Source organism: Pseudomonas urethralis (assembly GCF_021602465.1).
In the GTDB taxonomy this organism is placed as follows: domain Bacteria; phylum Pseudomonadota; class Gammaproteobacteria; order Pseudomonadales; family Pseudomonadaceae; genus Aquipseudomonas; species Aquipseudomonas vlassakiae.
On record NZ_BQIJ01000011.1, the window covers coordinates 114,106 to 132,666 of the forward strand.

Consider the following 18,561-nt stretch of genomic DNA (forward strand, 5'->3'; position numbering starts at 1 on the left):
AACGCCCAGGCACAAAAAAACGCCCCGAGGGGCGTTTTTTCGTTTCAGGCCGGCTCAGGCATAGTGCTTGGCCGGGCTGTCTTCCACCAGTTCCAGCGCGACGTCGTTGTCGGCACTGATCTTGCGGTACAGCGCGGCATCGGTGGCCAGGGCCTTCTCGCGAGCCGGGAAGATTTCCTTGAGCTTGGCAGCCCAGGCACCTTTGGCCTGCTCGGGGAAGCAGCGCTCGATCAGCTCGAGCATGATCGACACGGTTACCGAAGCACCTGGCGAGGCGCCGAGCAGGGCAGCCAGGCTGCCGTCCTGTGCCGAGACCAGCTCGGTACCGAACTGCAGGATGCCGCCTTTCTTCGGGTCCTTCTTGATGATCTGCACGCGCTGGCCGGCCACTTCCAGGCGCCAGTCTTCGGCCTTGGCCTCCGGGTAGAAGCGGCGCAGGGATTCCAGGCGCTGTTCCATCGACTGCATCACTTCGCTGACCAGGTACTTGGTCAGGTCCATGTTGTCACGGGCTACGGCCAGCATCGGGCCGATGTTGCCCATGCGCACCGACAGTGGCAGGTCCATGAGCGAGCCGTGCTTGAGGAACTTGGTGGTGAAGCCGGCGTAAGGGCCGAACAGCAGCGAAGTCTTGCCGTCCACCACGCGGGTGTCCAGGTGTGGCACCGACATTGGCGGTGCGCCGACCGCAGCCTGGCTGTACACCTTGGCCTGGTGCTGCTTGACGATTTCCGGGTTGTCGCAACGCAGCCACTGGCCGCTGACCGGGAAGCCGCCGAAGCCTTTGCTTTCCGGGATGCCGGACATTTGCAGCAGCGGCAGGGCCGCGCCGCCAGCGCCGAGGAACACGAAGCGGGCGTCGACTTCGCGGGCGCCGCCGCTGTTGACGTCCTTGATGCTGACGGTCCAGCCGCTGCCGTTACGGCGCAGGCCGACGACTTTCTTGCTGTACTTGACCTGCGCATCGGCGCTGTCGCCCAGAATCTTCAGCAGCTTGTTGGTCAGTGCCCCGAAGTTGACGTCGGTGCCTTTGGCGACGCGGGTTGCGGCGATGTGCTGGTCGGCTGGGCGGCCTGGCATCATCAGCGGCATCCACTCCTTCATCACACCCTTGTCTTCGGTGTATTGCATCTCGGCGAAGGCGTGGTGCTGCTTGAGCAGCTCGAAGCGCTTCTTCAGGAAGGACACACCCTTGTCACCTTCGACGTAGCTCAGGTGCGGGACCGGGTTGATGAATGCACGTGCCGAGCCGAAGGTGCTCTTCTTGCTCAGGTAGGCCCAGAACTGGCGCGAGACCTCGAACTGGGCGTTGATGTGCACGGCCTTCTTGATGTCGATGCTGCCGTCGGCAGCCTGAGGCGTGTAGTTCAGCTCGCACAGGCCGGCGTGGCCGGTGCCTGCGTTGTTCCAGGGGTTGGAGCTTTCCGCGGCTCCGGAGTCCATTGCCTCGACGACCTCAAGCTTCAGGGTCGGGTCAAGCTCCTTGAGCAGTACGGCCAGGGTGGCACTCATGATGCCCGCGCCTACCAATACCACATCAACCGATTCGTTCTGCGCCATTTAACGCGTCTCCACAATCTACAGCTACCTAATTGACAGCATAGGACCACTGGGGTTGCCAGGATCGCCATGTCCGACTCTTCGCAGTTCTTGCAACTTCCGCGGACACCGCCAACCAGTCTTCGGGTTCAGTTATTGAACGCTGTCTGCCACGGGTGCGGCAATTCGACTTATGGTCAAGGTGTCGTGCGTGCGCTATGGAACGACTTCAGACACTCATCTGCAATGAGCGCTTCTGCCGCCTGTTCAGGGCTGTTCGGGACTCATCTGCCGCTTTTGCACATGCCAGACTGTTCATTTGCTCGCCACACTCTCGTGAAGTTGTGAAAAACCGTTTTTTCACGCTCTTTTGGAGACGTGAACCTCAAAAGGGGACTGCGCGATGGCAACCCACAGGTTCATGCAGTGCGAAGGGCCGGAAAAGCAGGCACGACAGCCGATGCAAGACCTGAGTGGAAGGCTCTCTGTGGGCGAAGCGGGTGTAGGTGCCGAGGTCAATCGACAGATGCGGGGCCCGATCAGGAGACGTCCTTATAATCGGGGGGAGATTATAACGATGTCGCGGGCAGAAAGGTCGTAATTCGTGGTTTTTATTGCAGCGTTTGTCAGGCTGCGAGGATGCGCTGGTGCCAACGGCGGCTTGCGCGGGCGCAAGCCCGGGCTTCGGCGGGCAATTCGCGGCCCAGCCAGGCGAGCTGGATTTCGCTGATCTGTACCCATCCGCTACCGCTCGGTGCCTGGCTGCACTGCTTGAAGGCCAGGCATCTGCCTTCGCCGTCCAGGCGAGCATAGGCATTGTGACGCGGGCGTTGGCAGAGCAGTGTCCAGAGCGAGGCCATGGCGGTACGTCCTGTTCGTTTGGGCTTGGCGCAAGGATAAGGGCGCGGCGATGAAACGATTGTGACAAGCGGGTCGGACCGATGACTGGTCTGTGCCTGGCTGGGTATACTGTGGGCCTTCGCCGTATTTTCTGGAGAAACGCGCATGTTGCAACGTCTGTTGTTCGGTTTGATTGCCGTAGCCAGCCTCAGCCTGGTCGGTTGTGCCCACAGCCCGCAACAACTCAGCCCGCAACCCACGCTCAAGGCTCAGCTCACACCGGTCGGCCACGGCCAGCCGGTGGTGGTCAAGGTGGTCGATGGGCGTGCTTCGCAGTCCCTGGGCACCCGGGGCGGCATGTACCCCGAAACCAGCACCATCAGCGTTAGTGGCAATGATGTCGTGCCCAAGCTGCAGGCCCAGGCCGAAGCCGCCGTGCGCCTGCTCGGCTTCACCCCGACGCCGAATGCCTATAACGCACCACAGCTGACCGTGACCCTGGCCGAACTGAAGTATCAGTCCCCTAAAGACAACCTGTACGTGACCGAAGCCACCATTGGTGCCACCTTCCGTGCCGATGTGCAGAATGCCAGCCGCCGCTACAGCGGCCGTTACGGTGCTTCGCTGGACCAGCGCTTCGGCATGGCGCCGAACCAGGACACCAACACCCAGCTGGTGGGCGATGTGCTGAGCGATGCGCTGACCCGCCTGTTCAAGGACCCGACCATCGGTCAGGTGCTGGGCGAATAAGCCTCAGGCTGCAAACGAAAAACCCGCTACCTGCGTGCCAGGTAGCGGGTTTTTTATTGCCTGGACAGACCTAGGCGGCTGCGATGTGGAAATCCAGCAAGCTGACGCCGGTACTTGCATCCACCTCGGGCAGGTTTTCGTGCATGTGCCCACCGAGCGCGCAGTAGACCAGCCACTGGCGGTCCTGGACATTGATGGCAAAACCATCGATCAATGCCTGCTGCTCATCGCTCTGGGCCACGAGATAGAGACGGTCCTGGTTTTCGGCGTGCAGCATCAACAAGCTCCGGTACGGGAAAAGGCCAATAGCGTGGCCTGTCCTGATGACGAGCATGTGACAGGATGAAATCAAGTGACACTTTGTCGCCAAGCACGGGCGGCCGGGGCGGACTTCGGTAGAATGCCGGGCTTCGCTGTGGCTATGACCGAGGTTGCGTGATGTCGTTGCAAGTGCTCTGGGGCTTTCTTTCCGCCCACCCTACCAAGCTGATCAATCTGCTGGCGCTTTTGCTGACCTGCCCAGGCGGGTTGCTGCTGCAGAGTGCACGGCGGCGTGAGGCGATCACCCGCGAGCGTCTGGCGGTGGAGGAGGGGCCGGCGGATGTGTTCGCCCAGCGCGTGCCACGCTACTACTACATCCTGGGTTTTTCCTGCCTGGCCATGGCGCTGCTGCTGTCCTGGTTCAGCACCTGGATCTGAACGTACCGGGGCCGCCAGGCGGCCCCGCTCAGGTCAGGCCACAGGCGCCTGCTGCTTGACCTGATACTGGTTGCGCACTGGCGTCGCATATTGCAACACCAGGTAAGGCCGCTGCTCCTCGGGGCAGGCGTCCAGCCGCCGTTGCCATTCTTCCCTGGCCTTGGCCAGCTCTTCTGCCGGGAACACCTTCTCGGCGCTCGGCACCTGCAGTGCCTCGTCCTTCTCGCTCCACATCGCATAGGCCAGGTAGTGCACCGGGAACAGGCGGTAGCCGCCAAGGATCTGCCGGTCGGTTTCCTGTGCCAGCTGCTTGGTGTCCTCGTAGTACTCGGTCACTGGCGGGGCAAAGTTGATGTGCACCCGGCCTTTGTAGCCGGTGATGCCCTTGGCGATGCTGTTGTCGTCTTCGCCGGGGGCCTTCTTGTACGTGCCGGTGGTGGCGCGGATGTACAGCTCGCGGGCCTTGGCCTGGTCGCAGGGGTCGTATTCGTAGCTGATCGACACCGGGATCAGGTTCAGGCTCTGGATCACCGCACCGAACGGCTCGTCCTTGCGACTCATGTGGAACATCTTGAGGATTGCCGAATCGGTCCGGTCGTCACCGTCCTTGGCGCGGCCTTCGGCCTGGGCGATCCAGATCGACGTGCCGTCATTGCGAATCGAATGGTTGATATAGGCCGAGAGCAACTGGTAGGCCGCAAGCTTTTCCCGGCGGCCACTGATCGAGCGGTGCACGATGAAGCTCTTGTTCAGGCGCATCATGTCGCTGACGAACGGCTTTTGCAGCAGGTTGTCGCCGATGGCGATGCGCGGCGTCGGCAGGCCGGCATGGTAGACCGCGTAGTTGACGAAGGCCGGGTCCATGACGATGTCGCGGTGGTTGGCCAGGAACAGATAGGCCGTGCCCGACTTGAGCTGTTCGACGCCGGAGTAGGTGACGCCGTCGGTGGCGCGTTCGATGGTCTGGTCGACGTAGTACTCGACTTTGTCCTGCAGGGTCGACACGCAGGTGACGCCGGCGAACTCCTTGCGCAGGCGGCGGGCGATCAGCGGCTTGAGCAGCCAGCCGAGGGCGCCGGCTGCGCGCGGGAATTTGAAGTGGGTGAGGATATCGAGGAATGCCGGGTCGCTGAGCAGGCGTGCCAGAACGGCAGGGACCTCAGCATCGTCGTACGGTCGGATGGCATCGAATTCGCCCATCATGCTCTCTTGTTGGAAACGGCTAGGGTAATAAGGTAAGGGGTGGGGCCCGAAAAAACGGCTCGGGCACACTCAAGCCCTGTAAACAGACCGACAATTATACGCACAAGTCACCCCGGAGGCCGCGATGCTCGAACAAGCGTTCTACGATTGTCCTTATTGTGGTGAAGAAGTCGAAACGACAGTGGACCTGTCCGGGGGCGACCAGGAGTACATCGAGGACTGCCAGGTGTGCTGCAAGCCTATCCGCTTCGTGCTGCAGGTTCATGGCGAGGAATGGATGCTGGACGTCTACGGTGAGAACGACTGATGCGGCGGATCTACGAACCGGAAAACCTGATGGAAGCTGAAATGCTGGTGTGCATGCTGGCCAGCGAAGGCATCGAAGCGCACCTCGCCGGTCGCGACCTGATGGGCGGCGCGGGTGAGTTGCCATTGCAGGGGCTGCTCGGGCTTGCGGTGCCCGACGAACAGGCCGAATACGCACGGCAACTGATCGATGCGTACAATGGTGCCGAGCCGCTTGCCGGCGACGAGCCGGAGAGTCATCCCGGTACCTTGATCTGCTAGGTTCTGAAATCGCCCATGTGTGGACGTTACGCCCTGTTTCGCTGGCCCCAGGCGCTGGCCAGCCTGCCGGGTTTCCCTGCCGGCCAGCCGGCCCAATGGAATATCGCGCCTGGCGCTTCGGTGCTGATCCAGCGCCTGCTCGACGGCCAGCAGCAGTTGGCAAAGGCCCGCTGGGGGCTGACCCCTGCGTGGCTCACCGACCTCTCGCGCACCCCCGCTCACGCCCGGGCCGAGACCTTGGCCGAGCAGCCGATGTTCCGCGAAGCATTTCGCCAGCGCCGTTGCCTGATGCCCGCCAACGGTTTCTATGAGTGGCGCGGTACGGTGCGCAAACGGCCTTACTGGCTGACGCCGGGGGAGGGCGCATCGCTGTATTTCGCTGCCGTCTGGGAGGCCTACCCGGTACAGGACCAGGTGTGGTTGAGTTGCGCGGTAGTGACCCAGGCCGCAATGAACCAGCGCCGGCCGCTGATTCTCGACCAGGCCGGCCAGGCTGCCTGGCTGGACCCGGACACCCCGTTGCCACGCTTGCACGAGCTGCTCGCCAGCCCACCGGCAATGCTGCGCGAGCGGGCCCTGGCGAACTTCGTCAACGACCCGAAACTGGACGCGCCTGAGTGCCTGACACCCGCTTAGGTAAAATCTTCCCTGCGGCTATGGCGGGTGCAAGCGACTCAGCCTAGGATACGGCGCATGTAAAAAGGGAGTGTTTTCATGCGTAAGTCTTTTGTCGTCAGCCTATTGAGTGCTGGCATCCTGCTGGCCGGCTGCCAGGCGGTGAATACCACCAGTGGCGGTGCTGTCGGCGTCGACCGCCAGCAGTACATGTTCAGCATGCTTTCGACCGATGAGGTCAACCAGATGTACGCGCAATCGTACCAGCAGACCCTCGGCGAGGCGTCGAGCAAGGGCGTGCTGGACAAGTCCAGCAACGATGCCAAGCGTGTGCAGGCCATCGCCAGCCGACTGATTGCCCAGGCGCCCAAGTTCCGCCCGGATGCGGCGCAATGGAACTGGGAAGTCAACGTGATCAAGAGTGACGAGCTCAATGCCAACTGCGGGCCGGGCGGCAAGATCATCGTCTACACCGGGCTGATCGATCAGCTCAAGCTCACCGATGCGGAAATCGCCGCAGTGGTCGGCCACGAAATCGCCCATGCCTTGCGCGAGCATAGCCGCGAAGCGATGTCCAAGGCCTACGGCGTGCAGATGGCGCGCCAGGGTGCGGGCGCCTTGCTTGGCCTTGGCCAGGACAGCATGGCGTTGGCCGACGCCGTGGTGAACTATTCCATGACCCTGCCGAACAGCCGCGCCAACGAGAACGAGGCCGACCTGATCGGCCTGGAGTTGTCGGCGCGTGCCGGTTACGACCCGAATGCCGCGATCACCTTGTGGAACAAGATGAGCAAGGCCTCGGAAGGGGCGCCGCCTGAGTTCATGAGTACGCACCCGGCTTCGAGCAGCCGGATCGCCTCGTTGCAGGCGGCGATTCCAAAAGTGATGCCGTTGTACGAGGCCGCGAAGAAGTAAAACCACCAGGGGCCGCACAGCGGCCCCTGTTTTTCAGCTCAGCCCACCCAGCCACTGGTCTTCATCGCCGAGTACACGGCAACGATGGCCAGCACGAAGAACGCGGTAGCCGCCAGGCGACGAATCAGCGTCAGCGGCAGTTTCTCCGCAGCGAAATTACCCGCCAGCACCACCGGCACGTTGGCGATCAGCATGCCCAAGGTCGTCCCGACGATGACCAGGATCAGGTGCGGATACTGCGCAGCCAGCATCACCGTGGCCACTTGGGTCTTGTCACCGATTTCGGCCAGGAAGAACGCGATCAGTGTGGTCAGGAACGGGCCGAAGCGGCGGGCCGGATTCTCGTCATCGTCCATCTTGTCCGGCACCAGGGTCCACAGCGCCGTGGCGGTGAAGCTCGCGGCAAGCACCCAGTGCAGTACCGACTCGCTGAAGAAGCTACCGACCCAGGCGCCCACGGCGCCGGCCGCGGCATGGTTGGCCAAGGTAGCCGCGATGATGCCGGCGATGATCGGCCAAGGCTTGCGGAAGCGGGCGGCGAGGATGAGCGCGAGCAGTTGCGTCTTGTCGCCAATTTCGGCCAAGGCAACGATTGCGGTGGGGACCAGCAGAGATTCCAGCATCAGGTTTCCTACGGGGGCGGGTCGACACGGCTATGACACGTACAGCCTCCCCGCCCCGGGTAAGGTGTGCGTGTCATAGGTCTTGTCAAACCGAGGACCTGTCTGTGCAGGCCGCTGGGTCGCACGCGCCATGGCCTGTGGGCCAAGTATGTTGACGCGTACCGGGCGAGCAGGGCGCTCGCGGGAGACTACTCCCCTAGGACGGTGCGGATTCTGCCTAGCCGAAACCGTTTCGGCAAGCCCTGTTTTTAACCGCGTGTTGCCCGATAGATGCGGAAGCCATCGGCTTCGGCGCAGGTCTGGCAATTGCCCAAGGCACCTTCGATGAGCGGCTGATAGCGCAGGAAGCTATTTGCTACGAGGCGCATTTCGCCACCTTTTCTCAGATGTTCGCCAGATTTTTTCAGCAAATTTTCCGATGCCTGGTAGTTCGTGTGCACCCCGGTATGGAACGGTGGGTTGCTCAGGATCAGGCTCAGGTCGGCAGGTGCGGCATCGATGCCATCGCCGCTGATGACTTCGCCCTCGAGGCCGTTGGCCGCCAGGGTCAGGCGGCTGGCTGCCACGGCGAAGGCATCCACATCCAGCAGTGTGACCCGGCTTTGTGGATAACGCCGTTTGACCGTGGCACCCAGCACGCCAGCGCCGCAGCCAAAATCGAGCACATGGCCGACAGGAAGATTGTCCAGATATTTGAGTAGCAGGGCAGTGCCGCGGTCCAGGCGGCCGTGGCTGAATACCCCCGGCAGGCTCACCACCTGCAGTGGGCCGTCTTCGAGATCGAGGGTGAAGCGCTCGGCCAGGCTCTCCAGCGGTTTGGCACGCGGCGCGTGTTCCACGGTCACCTGCCACAGTTGGCAATGCCGCGCGCTGTCCAGCTTGCGCGGCTTGCCGAACGCCTGCAGTTGTTTGGCCGCGCCTTCGATGCCACCGCGTTTTTCACCTACCAGGTACAGCTCACCGCCTGCCAGGCGCGCAGCCAGGGCATTGAGCAGGTAGGCCGCCAGCTCGCGGGACTTGGGCAGGAACAGTACCGCCGTCTCGAAGGCTGCCGACGGCACATCGACGCCGTAGTGGCTGCGCCCCGCGAAGCGGCTGTCGAGCATGGCCTGGTCGCCGGCATGCCAGGTCCAGCCAAGGGCTTGGGGCAGCTGCCCGAGCAGGCCGTCGGCGGGGGCGCCGGCGAGCAGCAGCGGGCCCTGGAACAGCTCTGCCTGGCGGAGCAATACTTCACTGCGCGGGTCCATGGACGACGCCTCCTGAAAAAGTGGCGCAGTGTAACAGAGCCGGGCGCGGGACTGAGCTGGAGCTCAGCTGACCACGCGGCGTGGCTGGCCTTCGAAATAGGCCCTGGCGTTTTCGCTGAGCTGGCCGACGATGCGCTGGCGCGACTCCACCGCGCCCCAGGCGCTGTGCGGAGTGATCAGCAAGCGTGGGATGCCCTTCTCCAGCAGCGGGTTGCCATTGACCGGCGGCTCGACGCTCAGCACATCGGTGGCCGCGCCGCCGAGGTGGCCGCTGCGCAATGCGTCGGCCAAGGCCTGCTCGTCGATCAGGCCACCGCGGGCGGTGTTGACCACCAGAGCGCCCTTTTTCAGCAGCGCCAGTTCGTGGGCACCGATCATGTGCCGGGTGTGCTCGTTCAGCGGGCAGTGCAGGGTCAGCGCGTCGACCTGTGGCAGCAGTTCATCCAGCGCCAGGCGATCGTCACGGGCCGGGCGGCCAGGGATGTGCCCGCTCAGCACGCGCATGCCGAAGGCTTCGGCGAGTCGTGCCACCGCGCCGCCCAGTTCGCCATGGCCTAGCAGGCCGAGGGTCTTGCCTTCCAGTTCGATGATCGGGAAATCCAGCAGGCAGAACTGGCTGGCCTTGGCCCACTCGCCGTCGGCCACCGCCTGGTTGTAGTCGCACAGGCGTGTGGCCAGGGCCAGCAGCAGGGCGATGGTGTGCTGGGCTACCGAGGGGGTGCCATAGCCCTGGCAGTTGCAGACGGTGATGCCCTGGGCGCGGGCAGCTGCGAGGTCGACATTGTTGGTGCCGGTCGCGGCTACCAGGATCAGCTTCAGCTGCGGGTTGGCGGCCAGCGTGGCGGCATCGAGCATGACCTTGTTGCTGACCACCGCGACAGCGCCCTGCAGGCGTTCGACGACCTGCTCCGGGCGGGTGGCGGCGAACAGTTCGAATTCGTCGAACTGTTGCTGCAACGGCGACAGGTCGAGGTCGCCAAGGTCCAGGGATTGGTGATCGAGAAACACGGCGCGGCGCAAGCTGGGCATCACAGGAGCTCCGGTGGCAGGGCAGGGGTTGGTCCGTCACTGCGCACAATGCCACTCATACCTGGCGCCGCCAAATCATTCCTTCGGCTGATTTGACCGTCACATTGAGCAACTACAGTAGATCCAGACTTGTTCGGCATGCTTTTCAGAAAAGGGATCACCATGTTGCAGACCCGCATCATCAAGCCCGCCGAGGGCGCCTATAGCTTCCCTCTGTTGATCAAGCGCCTGCTGATGTCCGGCAGCCGCTACGAGAAGACCCGCGAGATCGTCTATCGCGACCAGCTGCGCCTGACTTATCCGCAGCTCAACGAACGCATCGCCCGCCTCGCCAATGTGCTGACCGACGCCGGGGTCAAGGCCGGTGACACCGTGGCGGTGATGGACTGGGACAGCCACCGTTACCTGGAATGCATGTTCGCCATCCCGATGATCGGCGCAGTGGTGCACACCATCAACGTGCGCCTTTCGCCCGAGCAGATCCTCTACACCATGAACCACGCTGAAGACCGTTTCGTGCTGGTCAACAGCGACTTCGTCGGCCTTTATCAGGCCATCGCCGGGCAACTGGCCACGGTCGACAAGACCGTGCTGATCACCGATGGCCCGGACAAGACCGCCGACTTGCCGAACCTCGTCGGTGAATACGAGCAACTGCTCGCGGCCGCCAGCCCGCGTTACGACTTCCCGGATTTCGACGAGAACTCGGTGGCCACCACCTTCTACACCACCGGCACCACGGGCAACCCCAAGGGCGTCTACTTCACGCACCGCCAGCTGGTGCTGCATACCCTGGCCGAAGCGGCGGTGACCGGCAGTATCGACAGCGTGCGCCTGCTTGGCAGCAATGACGTGTACATGCCCATCACGCCGATGTTCCACGTGCATGCCTGGGGCATCCCCTACGCGGCCACCATGCTCGGCATGAAGCAGGTCTACCCGGGCCGTTATGAGCCGGACATGCTGGTCAAGCTGTGGCGCGAAGAAAAGGTCACCTTCTCGCACTGTGTGCCGACCATCCTGCAGATGCTGCTCAACTGCCCGAACGCTCAGGACCAGGATTTCGGCGGCTGGAAGATCATCATCGGCGGCAGCGCACTGAACAGTTCGCTGTACAAGGCCGCGCTGGCCCGTGGCATCCAGCTGACTGCCGCCTACGGCATGTCCGAAACCTGCCCGCTGATTTCTGCCGCGCACCTGAATGACGAGTTGCAGGCCGGCAGCGAGGATGAACGCGTTACCTACCGCGTCAAGGCCGGTGTACCGGTGCCGTTGGTGGAAGCGGCGATTGTCGATGGCGAAGGCAATTTCCTGCCGGCCGATGGTGAGACCCAGGGCGAACTGGTGCTGCGTGCGCCGTGGCTGACCATGGGCTATTTCAAGGAACCGGAAAAGAGCGAGGAGCTGTGGCAGGGCGGCTGGCTGCACACCGGTGACGTCGCCACCCTCGACGGCATGGGCTACATCGACATCCGCGACCGCATCAAGGATGTGATCAAGACCGGCGGCGAATGGATCTCTTCGCTCGACCTGGAGGACTTGATCAGCCGTCATCCGGCCGTGCGTGAAGTGGCGGTGGTAGGGGTAGCCGACCCGCAATGGGGCGAACGCCCGTTTGCCCTGCTGGTGGTGCGTGAGGACAAGGCGATCGACGCCAAAACCCTGAAGGAACATCTGAAGCCTTTCGTCGAGGAAGGCCACATCAACAAGTGGGCGATTCCCAGCCAGATCGCTGTTGTTACTGAAATTCCCAAGACCAGTGTCGGCAAGCTCGACAAGAAGCGTATCCGCCAGGACATCGTCCAGTGGCAGGCCAGTAACAGTGCGTTCCTGTCTACCTTGTAAGCCCGCTCCGGGTCGCGTATCACGGTGCGCGACCCGCATGCTAGAGAGGCTGAGCCCTTGCCAAACGTAAAATTTCGGCCATGCTTCAGCTCGGCCGATGCGCTGCCCGGGAAACGCCGGGGCGATTTGGCAGCAGGTGCGCAAATCACACTTTAGAGGGATCAAGCACCTGAGGCTGCTGGCTATAGTCGGGGCCAGGGGATTTTCAGGAATGGGGGAGGGCGGCACGCGCAAGACGTGCCGCTGCAGGGCAAACCTGCTTACCGGTCGCTCGGGCCGTTTCTGAAAGGACTCACTGCCATAACAATAAAGTACATGGAGTAGCGTCGATGAAATCTGCAAATCCGTTCTGGCGCCGGGCCAGGTTGCCCTTGGCCGTCAGCCTTGCTTCCACGCTCGCAAGTCCTGCTTTCGCTGTCAGTTTCAACATTGGTGAAATCGAAGGCCAGTTCGACTCGTCGCTCTCCGTCGGCGCCAGCTGGTCCACCGCCAACCCCAACAAGAACCTGATCGGGGTCAACAACGGTGGCAAGGGCCTGTCGCAGACCTCTGACGACGGCCACCTGAACTTCAAGAAGGGCGAAACCTTCTCGAAGATCTTCAAAGGCATCCATGACCTCGAACTCAAGTACGGCGACACTGGCGTGTTCGTGCGCGGCAAGTACTGGTACGACTTCGAGCTGAAAGACGAAAACCGCGAATTCAAGGACATCAGTGACTCGAACCGCAAGGAAGGCGCCAAGTCGGCAGGTTCGGAGCTGCTCGATGCCTTCGTCTACCACAACTACTCGATCGGCGATCAGCCAGGCTCGGTACGTTTAGGCAAGCAGGTGGTGAGCTGGGGTGAGAGTACCTTCATCGGCGGTGGCATCAACGCGATCAACCCGATCGACGTTTCAGCGTTTCGTCGCCCGGGGGCCGAGATCAAGGAAGGCCTGATTCCGGTCAACATGTTCTACGTGTCGCAAAGCCTCACCGACAACCTGTCGGCCGAAGGCTTTTACCAGATCGAGTGGGACCAGACAGTTGTCGACAACTGCGGCACATTCTTCTCCCAGCCGGACGTGATCGCCGATGGTTGCAACAACAACCTGGCGGTGCTCGCCACGAAGAACTCGCTGGCCAGCCGCCTCGGGCCGCTGGCAACCCCGGTAACCAACACCCTGGCTGCCCGGGGCGTGACCTACGGCAACCCTGACGAAGGGGTGATCGTGCGTCGCGGCGCGGATCGCGATGCGCGCGACAGCGGGCAATTCGGTTTGGCCATGCGCTACATGTTCGAGCCGCTCAACACCGAGTTCGGTGGCTACTTCATGAACTATCACAGCCGTGCGCCCATCTTCAGTGGCCGCGGTGCAGATGCTCAGTTCTACAGCACCACCGGCCTGGCCGGCGCGTTGGTCAGGGCGGGGGTGCCGGCCGGTGCCTTGGCCAACCTGCTGCCGAGCCTGATGCCGCTGCAGGTTGCAGGCAATTCCAGCTACTACGTGGAATATCCGGAAGATATCCGCCTGTATGGCCTGAGCTTCTCGACCACGTTGCCCACCGGCACCGCCTGGAGCGGGGAAATCAGCTATCGGCCAAATGCGCCGGTGCAGCTCAATACCACCGATATCCTCTACTCGGGCCTGACCCCGCTCAACCCCAACGTATCCGTGCTCAAAGGCACTCCAGGTGCCGATCAGCCGGGCTACCGCCGCAAGGAAATCACCCAGCTGCAGACCACGTTCACCCACTTCTTCGACCAGGTGATGGGGGCGGAGCGGCTGACCATGGTCGGCGAAGTCGGCTGGACCCACGTCGGTGGGCTGGAAAGCACTTCCAAGGCGCGTTACGGGCGTGACCCGGTCTTTGGCCCGGGCCCGCTGCCCAGTGGCCAGTGTGAGGCGCTCAATACAAGCACCCTGGGCACTTCCAATGCCAACAACGTATCGCGCTATTGCGAAAACGACGGCTACACCACCGCCGATTCCTGGGGTTACCGCGTACGTGCGATCTGGGACTACAACAACGTGTTTGCCGGGGTGAACCTGCGCCCGAGCGTGGCCTGGTCGCATGACGTCGATGGTTATTCGCCAGGCCCTGGCGGCAACTTCGAGGAAGGGCGCAAGGCGATCAGCCTGGGCCTGGACGCGGAGTATCAGCAGACCTATACCGCCAGCCTGTCGTACACCTCCTTCTTCGACGGCAAGTACAGCACCGTGGATGATCGCGACTTCGTCGCCCTCAGCCTCGGCGTGAACTTCTAAGAATACTGATCCAGGACGACACGAGATGAACAAGACCAGAAGTCTGTTGCAAGCCGGTGTATTGGGCCTGTCCCTGCTGGCGACCAGCGTCATGGCTGCGGTATCCGCCGATGAAGCGGCAAAGCTGGGTAGCACCCTGACCCCGATGGGCGCGGAAAAAGCCGGTAACGCCGATGGTTCGATCGGCCCATGGGAACCGCTGTCGAAGACCGCAGGCAGCGTCGATGGCAAGGGTTTCCTGTCTGACCCGTACGGCAGCGACAAACCGCTGTTCACCATCACCGCGCAGAATGCCGAGCAGTACAAGGACAAGCTTTCGCCGGGCCAGTTGGCGATGCTCAAGCGCTACCCGGATACCTTCAAGATTCCGGTGTTCAAGACCCACCGTGGCGCCACGGTACCTGACGATGTCTTCGCCGCCATCAAGAAGAACGCCACCGCGACCACGCTGGTCGAAGGCGGCAACGGCCTGAACAACTTCCAGACCGCCGTGCCCTTCCCGATCCCGAAAAGCGGCCTGGAAGTGATCTGGAACCATATCACCCGCTACCGCGGCGGCAGCGTCAGCCGCCTGGTGACCCAGGCAACCCCGCAGCAGAACGGTTCCTACAGCCTGGTGTATTTCGCCGATCAGTTCGTCTTCCGCGACAAGATGAAGGACTACGACCCGAACAACCCAGGCAACATCCTGTTCTACTTCAAGCAGGAGGTAACGGCTCCGGCGCGCCTGGCCGGCACCGTGCTGCTGGTGCACGAGACCCTCGACCAAGTCAAGGAGCCGCGCAAGGCCTGGATCTACAACGCCGGCCAGCGCCGGGTGCGCCAGGCGCCGCAGGTGTCTTACGACGGCCCGGGTACCGCAGCAGACGGCCTGCGTACCTCGGACAACCTGGACATGTACAACGGCGCGCCGGACCGCTACGACTGGAAGCTCGAAGGCAAGAAGGAGATGTACATCGCCTCCAACGCCTTCAAGCTGGATGACCCCAAGCTCAAGTACGCCGATATCCTCAAGGCCGGGCACATCAACCAGGACCTGACCCGCTACGAGCTGCGCCGGGTCTGGCATGTGGTCGCGACGCTCAAGCCTGGCCAGCGGCACATCTACGCCAAGCGTGACTTCTATATCGACGAGGATACCTGGCAAGCAGCGGTGATCGACCAATACGACGGTCGCGGTCAGTTGTGGCGCATCTCCGAGGCGCATGCCCAGCCGTACTACAACAACCAGGTACCGTGGTACACCCTGGAAGCCATCTACGACCTGCAATCGGGCCGCTATCTGGCGCTGGGCATGAAAAACGAAGAGAAGAAAGCCTACGACTTCGGCTTCACCGCCAGCAAAGCCGATTTCCAGCCAGCGGCCCTGCGCCAGTCGGGTATTCGTTGAGCTGAAACCGCAACGCCGTGTGATCCCCCAGAACGCCCCGGCTTGCCGGGGCGTTTCTGTGTGGCCGATAAAACCAGTGAATACCCCGCCAAAGCCCCGTCCCAGCCGCTGTCTGTCAGCCATGTTGCTTTTTGTCGCAGTCTTTTCAGGTAAATGGCGCCCATCATCTTCAAATGCGTTGTATTACCCGCTAGTCTCGCAAACATCCGTACCGCCGTAGTTTTCCCACCAGAACGAGCCGGCCATGACAGATCTGTCCCGTACGCATGGATTCGCCAGTCAGGCCCTGGGCCTGCTGGACGGGCGTTTCTTCCGGCCGCCGCAGCCGGACGGCCACGTGCCGCGTGCACGTCTGTGCCAGCGCTTGCAGGGCGGCCTTGGTGGGCGCTTGTTACTGGTCAACGCCCCCGCAGGCTTTGGCAAAAGCTCCCTGGCCATCGAATTCTGCGAGTCGCTGCCCAGCCATTGGCGCAGCCTCTGGCTCGGCCTCAGCCAACGGGATGCCGACCCCGGCCGTTTCCTCGAGCGCCTGCTTGAAGGCTTGCAGCAGTACTGTCCGGCACTGGGCGGGCAGGCCATGGGCCTGCTGAAGATGCGTCAGCGCCACCAACCCTTTGCCTTCGAAGAGTGGATCGACAGCCTGCTGGACGAGTTGGCGCTCTACCTCCAGGCCGATACGCCTTTGCTGCTGGTGCTGGACGACTACCACCTGGCCCAGGGGCCGGTTCTCGATCGCTGCCTGCAGTTCTTCCTCAATCACTTGCCTGCTGGCCTGGTACTGCTGGTGACCAGCCGCCAGCGCCCGGACTGGCACCTGGCGCGGCTGCGCCTGTCACGGCAACTGGTCGAGCTTGGCGAGCAGGATCTGCGCCTGACGCCGGATGAATCACTGGCGGTGATTGGCCGCCAACCCACCGGGCTGCGCGGTCAGGCGCTGGATAACCTGATTCAGCGCAGCGATGGCTGGGTGGCGGGGCTGCGCTTCTGGCAGTTGGCAGCCAGCGAGGCGGGTGACGAGCATGCCTTGCCCCAGGCCTTGCATGGTGGTGAAGGGTTGATTCGTGACTACCTGCTGGAAGAAGTCATCGAGATGCTGCCGGCGGACGTGCAGGCGTTCCTGTTCGACACGGCCTGCCAGGAGCGCTTCTGCGCGGCGCTGTGCGATGCGCTGCGTGAGCGCCACGACAGCGACGCGATACTGCGTTATCTGCAGGCGCACCAGGTATTCCTGGTGCCGCTGGACGAGCATGGCCATTGGTATCGGTACCATCACCTATTCTCTGACTTGCTGCGCAGTCGTCAGTCCAGCGAACCGCAGGCGCGCCTGCACCTGCGCGCCTGCCGCTGGTTCCAGGCCCAGGGGTTGCTCGACGAGGCGGTGGAACAGGCGTTACGCGCCGGCCACCTCGACGTTGCGGCTGACCTGGTGCAGAGCCTGTCCGAAGAGCAACTGCTGGCCGAGCAGAATGTGGGCATGCTGTTGCGCTGGAAGATGGACCTCCCCGACAGCCTGCTGATCAGCACGCCGCGGTTGATCGTGCTGTACAGTTGGGCGCTTGGCCTGGCCTGCCAGCTCGATGCCGCGCAAGAGCTGGCAAGTTACCTCAGCCGCTTCCTGCCCGCGCCTTCGGCCACTGCACAGAAGTCGATGCTGGCGCAGTGGCTGGCGCTGAGCGGAGTCATCGCCCGTGGTCGGGGTGACCGCGATGGGACCTTGGCCTATTGCGGCGAGGCGCTGCAGAGCCTGCCGTGCAAGCGCTATGGGCAACGCCTGGTATGCCTGTCGACGCTGTCCAACCTGGCCATTGCCGATGGCGACTTCTGGCGTGCGCGCGGCTGGAACCGCGAAGCGCTGGAGCTGGCGCAGCGGGTGGGTAACCCGTTGTTCGAGGCGCTGGCGCATTACGATCGGGCCCGGGTGCTGCATGCCCGCGGCGAGGTGTTGCGCGCGCTCGATGAGGTGCGCCAGGGTTTGCAGCGCCTGCAGGGGCTGTCGGCACAGCGGTTGTACGCAGTGCGGGCGCGGCTGACCTTGTACGAGGGTTATCTGCTGGTGGCGCGCCTGCATCCCACGCAAGGGCGCGCGCGCTTGCGTGCAGGGCTTGGCGAGGCGCGTGCCTGCCGTGACATCAGCGTGCTGATCGGCCATTGCGTGATCGCCTCGCTGGATGGCCGTGAGGGCCAGTATGCCGAGGCCTTCGCCGAACTGGCCGAGGCGGAGCGGCTGATGCACATCTGGGATGTGCCGCCGATTTTCTACCTGGCGATGATCACCCTGGTGAAGTGCGAACTGTGGCTCGCGCAGGGGCGTATCGATTTGGCCGAGTCGTGGTTGCTACGCCTGGGGCAGACCTATGGCGGCGAGCACCCTGCGGCAGCGCCTGAGTTCCACCCCTTGCTGCCGCTGCATATCGAACTGCAGCAGGCTTTGCTCGAGCGAGTGCAGCAGCGCAGCGAAGATGCGGTGGCGCGGCTGTGCGCCCTTGCCGAACGCGGTCAGGCCAGTGGCGGGATGATGCTCACCCTGCATGCCCTTTGCCAGTGGATCGACCTGTTGCTGAGCGAGGGGCGTGAAGCACAGGCAGCGCGGCTGCTGCCCATGGCGTTGAGCGCCGCTCGGGGTGGGGTGGTGCAGCCCTTCCAGCGGCTGCTCGAATTGCATCCTGGCTGGCTGCGCGAGCAACTCCTTGCACAGCCAGCCTGCCAGGCCCAGGCCGAATTGCTGGGGCGCCTGCCCGAACCTGCGGTGCTTACAGCCAACGCCGCAGAGGCCTTGAGTGGTCGCGAGCTGGCGGTGCTCGAACTGATCGCCCAAGGTTGTTCCAACCAGCAGATCAGTGAGCGGCTGTTCATTTCCCTGCATACCGTCAAGACCCACGCCAGTCATATCAACAGCAAGCTGGGTGTCGAGCGTCGTACCCAAGCCGTGGCGCGGGCCAAAGCGTTGGGCTTGCTGGCCTGAAGCTGGCCGCAACGGTAAAATGCTGGCGCTAGGCCATTATCTGGCGATGGCGTGCGTCCGCTGCGTTCTCCACCCTCATCTTTCCTGG

17 protein-coding genes and 1 riboswitch are annotated in these 18,561 nt (G+C 63.0%); of the genes, 10 read left to right on the forward strand and 7 right to left on the reverse strand.

What is annotated here, in order from left to right:
* Positions 1-54: 54 nt before the first annotated feature.
* Positions 55-1,560: a malate dehydrogenase (quinone) gene (gene mqo, locus L6D64_RS18440; RefSeq protein WP_176506858.1), complete on the reverse strand. Its 1,506-nt coding sequence runs from the start codon at positions 1,558-1,560 to the stop codon at positions 55-57.
* A 605-nt stretch (positions 1,561-2,165) separates the two neighbouring features.
* Entirely contained in the window at positions 2,166-2,399 is a 234-nt protein-coding gene (locus L6D64_RS18445) for a hypothetical protein (protein ID WP_176506857.1), read from the reverse strand.
* A gap of 145 nt (positions 2,400-2,544) precedes the next feature.
* Here L6D64_RS18445 and L6D64_RS18450 point away from each other — a divergent pair, with 145 nt between their 5' ends.
* Complete coding sequence (locus tag L6D64_RS18450) at positions 2,545-3,129, forward strand: YajG family lipoprotein (protein WP_176506856.1); 585 nt, start codon at positions 2,545-2,547, stop codon at positions 3,127-3,129.
* 70 nt (positions 3,130-3,199) lie between these two features.
* Here the strand turns inward: L6D64_RS18450 and L6D64_RS18455 are convergent, their stop codons facing one another.
* Complete coding sequence (locus L6D64_RS18455; RefSeq protein WP_176506855.1) at positions 3,200-3,406, reverse strand: hypothetical protein; 207 nt, start codon at positions 3,404-3,406, stop codon at positions 3,200-3,202.
* A 161-nt stretch (positions 3,407-3,567) separates the two neighbouring features.
* Between L6D64_RS18455 and L6D64_RS18460 the strand changes: the two genes are divergently transcribed.
* A complete protein-coding gene (locus tag L6D64_RS18460; protein WP_099814241.1) occupies positions 3,568-3,828 on the forward strand; it encodes a hypothetical protein in 261 nt (86 codons plus the stop codon).
* 33 nt (positions 3,829-3,861) lie between these two features.
* Here L6D64_RS18460 and L6D64_RS18465 read toward each other — a convergent pair whose 3' ends face one another.
* Positions 3,862-5,031 carry a 1-acyl-sn-glycerol-3-phosphate acyltransferase gene (locus tag L6D64_RS18465; protein ID WP_082433693.1) on the reverse strand — a complete coding sequence of 390 codons (1,170 nt, stop codon included), beginning with the start codon at positions 5,029-5,031 and terminating at the stop codon, positions 3,862-3,864.
* 124 nt (positions 5,032-5,155) lie between these two features.
* Here L6D64_RS18465 and L6D64_RS18470 point away from each other — a divergent pair, with 124 nt between their 5' ends.
* The 4 genes from L6D64_RS18470 to L6D64_RS18485 all read left to right on the forward strand — a co-directional run bounded on the left by L6D64_RS18470 (position 5,156) and on the right by L6D64_RS18485 (position 7,128).
* A complete protein-coding gene (locus L6D64_RS18470) occupies positions 5,156-5,338 on the forward strand; it encodes a CPXCG motif-containing cysteine-rich protein (RefSeq protein WP_008096588.1) in 183 nt (60 codons plus the stop codon).
* Positions 5,338-5,598 (forward strand): putative signal transducing protein, encoded by a 261-nt coding sequence (locus L6D64_RS18475; protein WP_054887485.1) that lies wholly within the window; start codon positions 5,338-5,340, stop codon positions 5,596-5,598. Before L6D64_RS18470 ends, L6D64_RS18475 begins: the two co-directional genes overlap by 1 nt.
* A 15-nt stretch (positions 5,599-5,613) precedes the next feature.
* Positions 5,614-6,234 (forward strand): SOS response-associated peptidase, encoded by a 621-nt coding sequence (locus L6D64_RS18480; protein WP_176506854.1) that lies wholly within the window; start codon positions 5,614-5,616, stop codon positions 6,232-6,234.
* A gap of 78 nt (positions 6,235-6,312) precedes the next feature.
* A complete protein-coding gene (locus tag L6D64_RS18485; RefSeq protein WP_054887487.1) occupies positions 6,313-7,128 on the forward strand; it encodes a M48 family metallopeptidase in 816 nt (271 codons plus the stop codon).
* A gap of 38 nt (positions 7,129-7,166) precedes the next feature.
* On the opposite strand, the gene L6D64_RS18490 is transcribed toward L6D64_RS18485, so the two are convergent.
* From L6D64_RS18490 to L6D64_RS18500, 3 genes are all read right to left on the reverse strand, one after another.
* Complete coding sequence (locus tag L6D64_RS18490) at positions 7,167-7,748, reverse strand: TMEM165/GDT1 family protein (RefSeq protein ID WP_176506946.1); 582 nt, start codon at positions 7,746-7,748, stop codon at positions 7,167-7,169.
* Positions 7,749-7,770: 22 nt separating this feature from the next.
* Positions 7,771-7,960: riboswitch (yybP-ykoY riboswitch) on the reverse strand.
* 39 nt (positions 7,961-7,999) lie between these two features.
* Positions 8,000-8,998, reverse strand: a complete 999-nt coding sequence (locus L6D64_RS18495) for a class I SAM-dependent methyltransferase (RefSeq protein ID WP_176506853.1) — start codon at positions 8,996-8,998, stop codon at positions 8,000-8,002.
* A gap of 63 nt (positions 8,999-9,061) precedes the next feature.
* Complete coding sequence (locus tag L6D64_RS18500) at positions 9,062-10,027, reverse strand: 2-hydroxyacid dehydrogenase (protein ID WP_054887490.1); 966 nt, start codon at positions 10,025-10,027, stop codon at positions 9,062-9,064.
* Positions 10,028-10,189: 162 nt separating this feature from the next.
* Between L6D64_RS18500 and L6D64_RS18505 the strand changes: the two genes are divergently transcribed.
* From L6D64_RS18505 to L6D64_RS18520, 4 genes are all read left to right on the forward strand, one after another.
* The gene (locus L6D64_RS18505; protein ID WP_176506852.1) at positions 10,190-11,872 is read left to right on the forward strand and encodes a fatty acid--CoA ligase; all 1,683 of its coding nucleotides are present in this window, start codon (positions 10,190-10,192) and stop codon (positions 11,870-11,872) included.
* 329 nt (positions 11,873-12,201) lie between these two features.
* Positions 12,202-14,121 (forward strand): DUF1302 domain-containing protein, encoded by a 1,920-nt coding sequence (locus tag L6D64_RS18510; protein WP_176506851.1) that lies wholly within the window; start codon positions 12,202-12,204, stop codon positions 14,119-14,121.
* A gap of 25 nt (positions 14,122-14,146) precedes the next feature.
* Positions 14,147-15,511: a DUF1329 domain-containing protein gene (locus L6D64_RS18515; RefSeq protein ID WP_176506850.1), complete on the forward strand. Its 1,365-nt coding sequence runs from the start codon at positions 14,147-14,149 to the stop codon at positions 15,509-15,511.
* Between the two features lie 244 nt (positions 15,512-15,755).
* On the forward strand, positions 15,756-18,473 hold the full coding sequence (locus L6D64_RS18520) for a winged helix-turn-helix domain-containing protein (protein ID WP_176506849.1): 2,718 nt from the start codon (positions 15,756-15,758) through the stop codon (positions 18,471-18,473).
* The last annotated feature ends 88 nt before the right edge of the window (positions 18,474-18,561 follow it).

Excerpts from the sequence above, each read along its gene's own strand:
- L6D64_RS18510 (WP_176506851.1), top strand. The coding sequence starts at position 12,202 with ATGAAATCTGCAAATCCGTTCTGGCGCCGGGCCAGGTTGCCCTTGGCC.
- L6D64_RS18495 (WP_176506853.1), bottom strand. The coding sequence starts at position 8,998 with ATGGACCCGCGCAGTGAAGTATTGCTCCGCCAGGCAGAGCTGTTCCAG.
- L6D64_RS18520 (WP_176506849.1), top strand. The coding sequence starts at position 15,756 with ATGACAGATCTGTCCCGTACGCATGGATTCGCCAGTCAGGCCCTGGGC.
- L6D64_RS18460 (WP_099814241.1), top strand. The coding sequence starts at position 3,568 with ATGTCGTTGCAAGTGCTCTGGGGCTTTCTTTCCGCCCACCCTACCAAG.
- L6D64_RS18485 (WP_054887487.1), top strand. The coding sequence starts at position 6,313 with ATGCGTAAGTCTTTTGTCGTCAGCCTATTGAGTGCTGGCATCCTGCTG.
- L6D64_RS18515 (WP_176506850.1), top strand. The coding sequence starts at position 14,147 with ATGAACAAGACCAGAAGTCTGTTGCAAGCCGGTGTATTGGGCCTGTCC.
- L6D64_RS18465 (WP_082433693.1), bottom strand. The coding sequence starts at position 5,031 with ATGATGGGCGAATTCGATGCCATCCGACCGTACGACGATGCTGAGGTC.
- L6D64_RS18450 (WP_176506856.1), top strand. The coding sequence starts at position 2,545 with ATGTTGCAACGTCTGTTGTTCGGTTTGATTGCCGTAGCCAGCCTCAGC.
- L6D64_RS18505 (WP_176506852.1), top strand. The coding sequence starts at position 10,190 with ATGTTGCAGACCCGCATCATCAAGCCCGCCGAGGGCGCCTATAGCTTC.
- L6D64_RS18475 (WP_054887485.1), top strand. The coding sequence starts at position 5,338 with ATGCGGCGGATCTACGAACCGGAAAACCTGATGGAAGCTGAAATGCTG.
- L6D64_RS18500 (WP_054887490.1), bottom strand. The coding sequence starts at position 10,027 with ATGCCCAGCTTGCGCCGCGCCGTGTTTCTCGATCACCAATCCCTGGAC.
- L6D64_RS18445 (WP_176506857.1), bottom strand. The coding sequence starts at position 2,399 with ATGGCCTCGCTCTGGACACTGCTCTGCCAACGCCCGCGTCACAATGCC.
- L6D64_RS18480 (WP_176506854.1), top strand. The coding sequence starts at position 5,614 with ATGTGTGGACGTTACGCCCTGTTTCGCTGGCCCCAGGCGCTGGCCAGC.
- L6D64_RS18455 (WP_176506855.1), bottom strand. The coding sequence starts at position 3,406 with ATGCTGCACGCCGAAAACCAGGACCGTCTCTATCTCGTGGCCCAGAGC.
- mqo (WP_176506858.1), bottom strand. The coding sequence starts at position 1,560 with ATGGCGCAGAACGAATCGGTTGATGTGGTATTGGTAGGCGCGGGCATC.
- L6D64_RS18470 (WP_008096588.1), top strand. The coding sequence starts at position 5,156 with ATGCTCGAACAAGCGTTCTACGATTGTCCTTATTGTGGTGAAGAAGTC.